This window comes from Nostoc sp. 'Peltigera membranacea cyanobiont' 232 (assembly GCF_002245985.1).
Classification (GTDB): domain Bacteria; phylum Cyanobacteriota; class Cyanobacteriia; order Cyanobacteriales; family Nostocaceae; genus Nostoc.
Genome location: NZ_NOLK01000093.1, coordinates 21,232 through 30,711, shown reverse-complemented (window position 1 = coordinate 30,711; position 9,480 = coordinate 21,232). Strand labels below are relative to the sequence as shown.

Sequence of the window (9,480 nt, the reverse complement as noted above, 5' to 3'; positions counted from 1 at the left end):
GCCCCCTCTACTCCCCCTGCCCCCTCTACTCTCTAATGAGCATTCGGAATCAGCCGACCACAGGGATAAGTAGCTGTTTGCTGTGAAGCACTATCAGCCACTGCTGCGGGAATCCGATCTGATGGTTGGTTTTTGGCTGCTAGATAGTCTTTTTGCAGTTTATCCAAAATGGCTTCTCGCTTGTCGTACACACGCTTTAGGGGACGAGGCTGGCACTTATTCAAGACGTATGCCGTTACCAGTGGTAGAGCGATCGTGCTATCGGTATAACAAACAATTGTGTTAGGTAACTCTTCTGGGTCAATCTTACCCCAACTGACAGCTTCCGATGGGGTTGCTCCAGACAAACCGCCTGTATCTGGACGTGCATCGGTAAACTGGATAAAGTAATCGTGTCCTCGTTCTTCTAGTCCTAGTACCTCGTGAAGTTGCGGTTGAGTTTGGAGCAAAAAGTTCTTAGGACTACCGCCACCGAGAATTACAGCTGCACTTTTACCTCCTGACTCACGGGCATTATATGCGATCGCAGCCGTTTCATTTACGTCAATTGATGGATCTAACACCAACTGCGAACCTTCCAAAGCCAAAGCCGCCACGTTCATTCCAATAGAGCTATCTCCAGGAGAAGACGTATATATAGGCACACCATACTCATAAGCAGTAGCCAGTAAGCAGGAATGCTGCACACCCAGTTGCTTTTCTACTTCCCGAACATACTTACCCAGCAAATGGTGAAACTCAGCAGTTCCCATCCGCTTCTGAAACGCTTCCCCTTGCAGAATCTTGCGGATGAACGCATCAGTTTCTAGTAGCACATCGTAACCAAAGATAATGTCATAAATGCGAATCGTCCCTTCCTGGCGCAGTTTCACATCATCCAAAAACGGATTACCAGCAAAGAGTTCAAAACCCAAACCGTAGTGCATATCGTGGTAAAGATTTGCACCAGTGCTAATCATCCAGTCAATAAAGCCATTGCGAATTAAGGGTGCAAGCGCTGAAACCCCAAATCCTGCTGGTGTCATCGCACCGGAAAGGCTAACTCCCACCGTGACACCTTCCGTTAGCACGTCACGACTCAGAAGCTGGCAGATTTCCCGCAACCGCGCTGAGTTGTAAGCGGTGAAGTATTGATCGATCAAATCCACTACATTGATATCATTTGATATAGGTGTAGGTGCAATTTTTTGACCCAGTTGTTTAGACATTTTGGCACTCCCGAACAGTAAACACGCGGAACCTAATGTTTGATTCAACGCCATTTCAATAGTTTTAGCTTATAAATTATAATAAATGTTCATTTAATGCTCAAATATTATACTTTAAGTAATATATTAGTAACTATAGGTATAAGATATTACTAGTCATCAATGCTCAATATATGCTCACACACTAATCATCTCGTATAAACTCCAAATAATACTCTAAGTCTAAACCACACCTTACCATACAAGGATTCTGGCTATTTTTAGCGCTACGGCACTTATTTTTAACTCCGAGATTCCATCATTCCTTTGCCAGTACTAAGTTGTAGGGCATTTTTGGCGGAAGTTAGAGCGAATCCCCAAAGGGTTATTTCTGAGGTGATGAGGCTTGTGGCTGTTCACCAGCAGCCGGCTGCTGCACGAGGTAGCCTAAGAGCGCGGTAGCAAATCCGCCAATGGTGTCTGCAATCTGGTGATTAATTACGCCAGCACTCCCAAGTAGGCTAGAGCCACCTGCGATTAAACCAAGAATGGTGCTGAGGGTGTTCAGGGCTGATTTAGACATAATAATTGACCTTTGTTAGTAGTTAAGAGTGTTTTTGATTTCCAATCAAGTAAGCTTTGAGTTCTCGCAGTTCGTTGTCTATGCCATCAAGCTGGCGTTCAAGCCGATCAAATCCAAAAGCAATATTTTTGGAGATGTCTAGCTGGTTATTGACAAGATGATTAAAATCACGCTTTTCGTTTAAAGCTTTTTCGGCATCTTTTACAGCTTTAAAACTATTTTGGGATGTCCAATTACTGGAGGTTCACTATTTTCTTTACTTTCATAGAAAATTTATGAACAGTTGCTGCAAAGGTCATAACGCTTAATACTTTCTCTAAATATGTATTTTGAGCGATATTCGTAATTAGACCGGGTATTCCACCAGTAACAGAAGCACCAAGCTTACTGTTAATGATATTTAGTAATGCCAATTGTGCAGCATTACTAGCAGTACTCACAATATTAAAAATGCTCGTACATAGAGCAAATATCGGTGCTAAGGCAGCAGATATTTTAGCCCCAATACCAGCAGTGAAGCTTCTAGTTTGAGTGTGTTGTTCAATTATTAAAGCTTTTAGACTTGCAATGTCTGCTGGGTTCACGTCCTTGCCGGGTTTGCCGGGAATTCCAATACCTGGTCTACCGTTGCTACCATTTCTACCAGGGTCGCCCTTATCGCCCTTTGCACCTGGGAGGGTGACAACCGTTGTAACGCCGTTCAATCCTGGTAGTCCCCTTTCACCTTTATCCCCCTTGTCTCCCTTGACACCAGGCAATCCCGGTATACCTTGCAAGCCGCGCAGAGACTTAATCCGCTGATAAAGTGCGATCACTGTAAGTGCCGTAGTCAGTGCTACTCCTGCCTTGCCCAAAGCATCACCAGCGATACTAATTTTACCTTATGCTATGACGAGAGCCAGGAAACGGCAAAGGCTTATACAGCAGCCTGCACACCAGATTTTTTTGTGTTTGACGAGCAGCGCCAACTTGTTTATCGGGGACAATTAGATGATAGCCGCCCCAGTAATGGTAAGCCTGTAACGGGCGCAGATTTACGGGCAGCCATTGAAGCAGTGCTGGCGGGTCAACCTGTTACAAGGGAGCAAAAGCCGAGTGTTGGTTGCAATATTAAATGGAAATCTGGAAACCAACCCAGTTATTTTGGTTAAAAGCGATTGGGCATGGGGCAAAACAGTTCTGAGTAAAGAAGTGAGATTTCCCACTCAGCACGGGCTAAACGCCCCGTTATCTATGCATAGCAATCATCACGGGCATGGGGCATTGGGTATTTATCCCTGTTCCCCATGACTATCAGTGTTTAATTTCCAAATTAAGTATGTAGCATCCTAGTTGGACTTTTTCTGCCCACAATTCATATTCCAGACGCAAATGTTCTGGCAAGGGATGTCCGTTGAGAGTTAGGCTACTAGTAAAATTTCGCAAACGAATCGGATCGTTAGGTTGTAATGACTCAGTTGGCAACCAATAGCGACTAATACCATAAACCCCCTGTTCCCAAAAGTGACGGTAACTCACTTGAGCGTTACCTTGCATAGTCATAATGACCCGGTAAGGAGAAATCTCCAGCCACAAAATTCTGGGACTGTTAGGGGCGTAAGCTTTGCTTTTACTTTGAGGAAGTGTATCCTCTGGACTTACTACACTCTCTACTTCGCAGCTAATTAAGGGTGGTGCAGTCAGCAGCAAATGGAATCTATCAGTATCTTTTTGATACAATGTCGCGGCAGTTTCGACAACAGACCAGATTGGTAGGTCAGTGGAAATAAGTGATAAGCACACGGGTTTGCGGTGATGGGTCAGCATGGGAGCGATAAGGGCTAAAAGCTATTGAACAAAGTAAAATGAATACTCTAGCTGTCTAATAGGTCAGGGTAAGAAACTAAATAGTAAAACAGGCTTAATATTAATGAATCTGCTGATTTGTTAAGCTACACAAATCCTTATAGAAATAGGTAGAATGTCAGCTTAGACAGCAAAAAGGGTACTTTTTCTAGAGAGCTAATTCGTAAGTAAAGCTTGTAAATATTCTAAGGCTATAGCCTCAAAACAGTGGAAGTCATTTTCGATGCTCAGAAATCTTCTTGAGGGAGACTTACCATAAATTGGAGTAAGTTTCATACAGCAAAAAGCGATAGTATACCAGACAGGAAGTCACCAGAAGCGACAAATTAAGTCGCTGATGAACTTCCGGTGTATTCACAAGCCAGTTTATCCTAATGTCGGCTTCTGTTATAACCGTAGAAACTCACGAAGACTTTTCATCACAAGTTAATTATTCTGTAGCCTTCTTTTAGGCTATCTTTACACGATCGCATTTGGATGACATGGATACTAATACCAATTCTCTAGGAGGATTTACAAAGTCAGGTTTGGCAAGACTTGGAGCAAAATCCCTTTGTTCTATGCAACCTCACTATTAATCGGTATCACCATACTCTAATGTTGGATGCTCTAGTTAACTGCTACGCGTCTACGCAACGATCGCAATCTCAAGCGAAGTAAACTAGAATCTATATCTACTTATTTTGGAATGGGCGTTGAAGTAGGGGCGAAGGATGCTTTAGCTTATCCTGTCTCCCCTACAGCTTGCAATGATTTTCTTGGCTCTCCAATCTTGTTACTTAATCATTGCTGTTAAGGATTTTGGGAACTTTGAAAAATTCGCCTTCCTGTTCAGGCGCACTGTTAAGAATGCTTTCCCGGTCAGGATAGGGTTGCAATCGATCCTCTCGTGTAATATTGCTGACATCAATTGCCCGTGTTGTTGGGGGCACATTACTGACATCAAGTTCATCCAACTGTTGAATATAATCCAGAATACTTCCTAACTGGGTAGTGAATTGTTCCTCTTCTTCTGGAGTCAATTCTAAACGAGCAAGATTAGCTACTTTATGGACTTGTTCTTGGTCAATCATATTTTTTTAGTTAGGAGTGAGGAGTTAGGAGTGAATGATTCATAATTCCTAACTCATCATTTTTAGAAGAATACGTCAATTTGCGATCGCCCGGTGGTTTTTAGCCAGTTTTGAGCTTCGATGTAGTTATTGGGAGCCATGCGAATAGCTCGAATCCAATAGTCTGCGGCTTGGTCAAAGAGTGCTTCGCCAGCCTCGTTATCTCCACTTTCTTTTTCCTTTTCGCCTTGGTAGTGGTAAATCACGGCGATGTTATTTAAAGCTTGGGGCATCCGTGGGTTTAACTCAATTGCCTGGTGATACAGTTCTAAAGCTTTATTGTGGTCGCCATTACTGGCATAGATTAGCCCCATATTGTAGAGAATATAGCCGCGATCGTTGGTATCTTCCTCTAGTGTTAGAGCTTCTTCATAGTATTCCAATGCTTCAGCGTATTCCCCTTCTGCTTGGGCCGACATGCCATCTCGATAATAAACAAACGCTTCTTTTGCTTTTTTGTTAGTTGGTAGGATCTTCAGAATGATATCCGCCATCACTGTAAAGGATTTGTCAACAAAATTATCGTTTTTTTGTGTTCTAGGCATATTTTTCTCTGGGTATGGGGCATGGGGCATTGGGCATGGGGCATTGGGCATTGTTCCCTCATCTCCCCAATCCTCTAGCACGCTCAATAGTTAATTTAACTGATTTGTGGGGACATTCTTTTCACTTAATGGGATGATGCACTCTGGACTATGATGCCGAGAGTTGTTTACCAAAGTGCTAACTGGATAGCCAGTCATTGCTGGCGCTGGATAGGGACGCAATAGCTCCTGTAGGGTTTGAGGCGTTTGCACTTGAGAATCTAGCCATAAATCGTAATCTTGTGGCTCTAGAATTACTGGCATCCGCTCGTGGATAGGTTGGAGTAATTCGTTAGCTGCCGTTGTCAAAATTGTACAAGAAATTACTTCCTCGTTAGCAGGCGTTCCCGCTTCGGGTTGCCGTAGGCATCGCCATCTCTCCCACAAACCGGCAAAAGCGAAGGGTTGCCTATCTTGAAGACGAAAATAAAATGGCTGCTTTTTACCTTGTTGGCGTTGCCACTCATAAAAGCCATCAGCTAGTACTAAACAGCGTCGATGCTTAAAAGCCGAGCGAAAAGCTGGTTTTTCGGCAACAGTTTCTGCCCTAGCGTTAATCAGCTTTGCCCCCATTCCTGCATCTTTCGCCCATGAGGGAATTAATCCCCAATACAACTGTTTAAATTCACGCTTTTCGCTTTCAGGGTTTCGTAACACTGTTGCCACCATTCGCGTCGGTGCAATGTTAAAATCGGCAGCTAAATTCAGAACTGGCTCAACATGAAAAACTTGAGCTAAAGCTTCTGCTGACTGGTTTAGAGTAAATCTTCCACACATACTTTTATTCTCGACCGCTGACTCAACTAAACATCTCAATCTAGAACTCAATCAAATATTATTTTTATTTTCTCAGATAATTTTCTCTAGTACTCAAAAGCTAAGTTTTAAAAGAAATTATCCGGTTTTGGGAAAATTTTTTGGTAAGATATTGTATTTTAAAGCTTCACTTATCAACATATTGTTAACTGTATTTTAGCATGGAACTACTGCGTTTGTACGATTTTTTACCTTCCGGTAATGGTTATAAGATACGTCTTTTATTCACACAACTAGGTATGCCTTTTGAGAGAGTAGAGCTTAACATTTTAAAAGGCGAGACTCGAACACCAGAATTTTTAAGTAAAAATCCTAACGGGAAGATACCTATTCTAGAAATTGAGCCAGGGAAATACTTGGCAGAATCAAATGCTATATTGGTATATCTGAGTGAAGGTACAGAATTTTTACCTTATGACCGCTTTTTACGAGCGCAAGTGCTGCAATGGTTGTGTTTTGAACAGTATAGCCACGAACCATTTATTGCTACATTAAGATTTTGGATTTCTATTTTAGGTAAAACTGAAGAATATAGTGAAGTTATTAAGCAAAAACGCGAACCAGGTTATGCAGCACTTAACTTGATGGAAAAACACTTAACCTCTCACATTTTTTTTGTGGGAGAGCGTTACACGATTGCTGATATTTCCTTATTTGCTTACACTCATGTAGCGGACGAAGGTGGGTTCGATTTAACACAATTTCCTGCTATTCAAACTTGGATAGAAAGAGTCAAAGCTCAACCAAGATACATTAGTATTACACAAGCATAACTTGAGCAATTAAATTAAAGCGAACAGCTATTTATATCCACGTAACAATAAGTAAAGAGCCAGAGAACTAACTCTCTGGCTCAAGGTTGGAGACAAAAAAATCATCAAATAAAGGCTAACTTGGTTAAGAACCTAAATTCTTCCCAGGTTATGTAGCCCTAAAACAGCGCCTACTCCTAAGATATGACCAAAGGCGGTGCTTGCTAAAAGGGCTGGTAAACCAAAACCACCAAAGAGATTAGCTGAGGGTAGTCCTGGTTCTGCATTGGGATATTTGATGGTAGATTTAGCAAAAGCAATGGCAATGATATTAGCAATAATGATAATCAGTCCAACTGTCGGACTCCATTGCAGGGGTGTGGTTGCAGCAGCGAGTAAGGTTGAAGTAAACACCTGATTTGCTCCTGAGATTTATTAATGATTGAAAATATAATCTGAAACTTTCCGACGCAAATTCAACAAAATACCCAATTTTGCATCAATATTTAACAGTTATTCTCACTACTTAATACAACTCGCTCTCAATGTGGTGAGTTAACTGTGCTAGCTGGTTTGAATTTCAACTTCAGAAGTCAGCAGTTAATTTGTTTAAAATTATACCTACTTTTCAAATAGCCAGGAGAATTATATAGAGGTTTATACAAAGCAAATTTTAGTCACAGTCTTCGCGTTGCAAAAATAACATATAGTTTTGACAGTGAGCTACTTAGCTACATTCGAGATTTATTGTAAACTTTAAAAATTATAATTTAAGCTTATACTTGACTTTGTAGTTAATTTTTTATTTTCCTGGTTGCTCTACACCCACTAGAGAAATCAAAAATTTCATCCTCCTGTAGTTAGATTTGTTGGGCGTAGTGAATATAATTCCTAACCCCTAACTCCTACTATCACTTTGTGCAACTAACGTTAATGCGTCTATCAAGGGAATTATATCTGCATAAATAAAAATATAATTTTTATCTATCAAAAGTATGAGATACAAGTAAAGATTTTCCTCTATCTAAAGAAATTAAATATAAATAATTCACCGAAAATTATACTTCTGGCAGAAGATGTTAAAAGAAAATATATTAGATATATTAAACTAAAATAAATATTCATCAAGGTTCCTAAACAATTCAGGTGAGTGTGCTATACACGAACTTGGAACAGTCTAAAGCTTTGTTAAAATCAGCAACACACAAACTATGAACTCTACCGAAAAACGTATCGCCTTAATTTCCGTCCACGGAGATCCGGCGATTGAAATAGGGAAAGAAGAAGCTGGGGGACAAAATGTTTATGTGCGCCAGGTGGGTGAAGCACTAGCGCAGCTGGGATGGCAAGTTGATATGTTTACCCGCAAGGCGAGTCTGGAGCAAGACTCAATTGTTAAACATAGCGACAATTGTCGAACTATTCGTTTAAAAGCTGGGCCTCTTGAGTTTGTGCCACGAGATGAGATTTTTGAATATCTGCCAGAATTTGTGGATAATTTCCTCAAATTTCAAGTAAAAAATGAGATTACATACCAGTTAGTTCACACTAACTATTGGCTCTCTAGTTGGGTAGGAATGCAATTAAAGAAAATCCAACAGAGTAAACAGGTTCATACCTACCACTCATTAGGAGCAGTCAAGTACAATACTATAGAAAATATTCCTCTAATTGCTAGTCAGCGATTAGCTGTGGAAAAACAGGTGTTAGAAACAGCAGAGCGAATTGTGGCGACAAGTCCGCAAGAACAGCAACACATGCGATCGCTAGTTTCCACTGAAGGTAACATCGATATCATTCCCTGCGGCACAGATATTCAACGGTTTGGTTCCATTGGGCGAGAAGCAGCCAGGGCCGAAATGGAAATTGCCAAAGATGCCAAAGTTGTATTATATGTAGGACGTTTTGACCAACGCAAAGGTATAGAAACCCTAGTGCGTGCAGTAAACGAGTCTGGGCTGCGTGACTCCAAGAATCTCAAGCTAATTATTGGTGGTGGTAGTACTCCAGGTAACAGCGACGGTATTGAGCGCGATCGCATTGAGCAAATCGTCCAGGACTTAGGAATCACTGACTTGACCATCTTTCCTGGCCGTCTCTGTCAAGATATTTTACCAACTTATTACGCAGCTGCCGATGTCTGCGTTGTTCCTAGTCATTACGAACCCTTTGGACTGGTCGCCATCGAAGCAATGGCAAGCGGTACACCAGTTGTGGCTAGTGATGTCGGCGGACTTCAGTTTACTGTAGTTAATGAAGAAACTGGTTTATTAGCGCCACCACAAGATGTAGGTGCTTTTGCGTCTGCCATTGACCGAATTCTCTTAGATCCAGAGTGGCGAGATGAATTGGGTAAAGCTGGCAGAAAGCGTGTCGAAAGCAAATTTAGTTGGCATGGTGTCGCAACTCAGTTGAGTGAACTTTACACCCAATTGTTGGAGCCATCAGCAAAAGAACCTGCATTGCTTGTTAAATAGTGTTTCAAGCAACCTAATATACTTCAAATAAAATCATCTTACATACCGATAAATTCTTTTGGAGAGAGACGCAAGATTTTGCGTCTCTAGATTTTTTATGGGATCAATTGGGGGATGCCTACAT

The 9,480-nt window shown here is 41.4% G+C and carries 10 protein-coding genes and 1 pseudogene; 3 read left to right on the top strand and 8 right to left on the bottom strand.

Features of this window, described 5'->3' with window-relative positions:
* Nucleotides 1-32 precede the first annotated feature (32 nt).
* The 3 genes from CDG79_RS25750 to CDG79_RS25740 form a co-directional block, all read right to left on the bottom strand.
* On the bottom strand, nt 33-1,208 hold the full coding sequence (locus CDG79_RS25750; RefSeq protein WP_094344664.1) for a homospermidine biosynthesis protein: 1,176 nt from the start codon (nt 1,206-1,208) through the stop codon (nt 33-35).
* Nucleotides 1,209-1,572: 364 nt separating this feature from the next.
* The gene (locus CDG79_RS25745; protein ID WP_094344663.1) at nt 1,573-1,770 is read right to left on the bottom strand and encodes a hypothetical protein; all 198 of its coding nucleotides are present in this window, start codon (nt 1,768-1,770) and stop codon (nt 1,573-1,575) included.
* A 233-nt stretch (nt 1,771-2,003) separates the two neighbouring features.
* Nucleotides 2,004-2,624 carry a collagen-like triple helix repeat-containing protein gene (locus tag CDG79_RS25740; RefSeq protein WP_223278320.1) on the bottom strand — a complete coding sequence of 207 codons (621 nt, stop codon included), beginning with the start codon at nt 2,622-2,624 and terminating at the stop codon, nt 2,004-2,006.
* Between the two features lie 21 nt (nt 2,625-2,645).
* On the opposite strand from CDG79_RS25740, the pseudogene CDG79_RS25735 reads away from it, so the two are divergent.
* A pseudogene (locus CDG79_RS25735) lies at nt 2,646-2,921 on the top strand (thioredoxin family protein); the annotation flags it as partial.
* Nucleotides 2,922-3,063: 142 nt separating this feature from the next.
* On the opposite strand, the gene CDG79_RS25730 reads toward CDG79_RS25735, so the two are convergent.
* The 4 genes from CDG79_RS25730 to CDG79_RS25715 form a co-directional block, all read right to left on the bottom strand.
* On the bottom strand, nt 3,064-3,576 hold the full coding sequence (locus CDG79_RS25730) for a hypothetical protein (protein WP_012409900.1): 513 nt from the start codon (nt 3,574-3,576) through the stop codon (nt 3,064-3,066).
* A gap of 818 nt (nt 3,577-4,394) precedes the next feature.
* Nucleotides 4,395-4,688: an Asp-tRNA(Asn)/Glu-tRNA(Gln) amidotransferase subunit GatC gene (gene gatC / locus CDG79_RS25725; protein ID WP_094328715.1), complete on the bottom strand. Its 294-nt coding sequence runs from the start codon at nt 4,686-4,688 to the stop codon at nt 4,395-4,397.
* Nucleotides 4,689-4,750: 62 nt separating this feature from the next.
* A complete protein-coding gene (locus CDG79_RS25720; protein ID WP_094328752.1) occupies nt 4,751-5,272 on the bottom strand; it encodes a photosystem I assembly protein Ycf3 in 522 nt (173 codons plus the stop codon).
* Nucleotides 5,273-5,362: 90 nt separating this feature from the next.
* Nucleotides 5,363-6,088 carry an SOS response-associated peptidase gene (locus CDG79_RS25715; RefSeq protein WP_094344661.1) on the bottom strand — a complete coding sequence of 242 codons (726 nt, stop codon included), beginning with the start codon at nt 6,086-6,088 and terminating at the stop codon, nt 5,363-5,365.
* A 200-nt stretch (nt 6,089-6,288) separates the two neighbouring features.
* Here CDG79_RS25715 and CDG79_RS25710 point away from each other — a divergent pair, with 200 nt between their 5' ends.
* The gene (locus tag CDG79_RS25710; RefSeq protein WP_094344660.1) at nt 6,289-6,900 is read left to right on the top strand and encodes a glutathione S-transferase family protein; all 612 of its coding nucleotides are present in this window, start codon (nt 6,289-6,291) and stop codon (nt 6,898-6,900) included.
* 132 nt (nt 6,901-7,032) lie between these two features.
* On the opposite strand, the gene psaK is transcribed toward CDG79_RS25710, so the two are convergent.
* Complete coding sequence (gene psaK / locus CDG79_RS25705; protein ID WP_094328718.1) at nt 7,033-7,293, bottom strand: photosystem I reaction center subunit PsaK; 261 nt, start codon at nt 7,291-7,293, stop codon at nt 7,033-7,035.
* Between the two features lie 797 nt (nt 7,294-8,090).
* On the opposite strand from psaK, the gene CDG79_RS25700 reads away from it, so the two are divergent.
* Entirely contained in the window at nt 8,091-9,356 is a 1,266-nt protein-coding gene (locus CDG79_RS25700) for a glycosyltransferase family 4 protein (RefSeq protein ID WP_094344659.1), read from the top strand.
* The last annotated feature ends 124 nt before the right edge of the window (nt 9,357-9,480 follow it).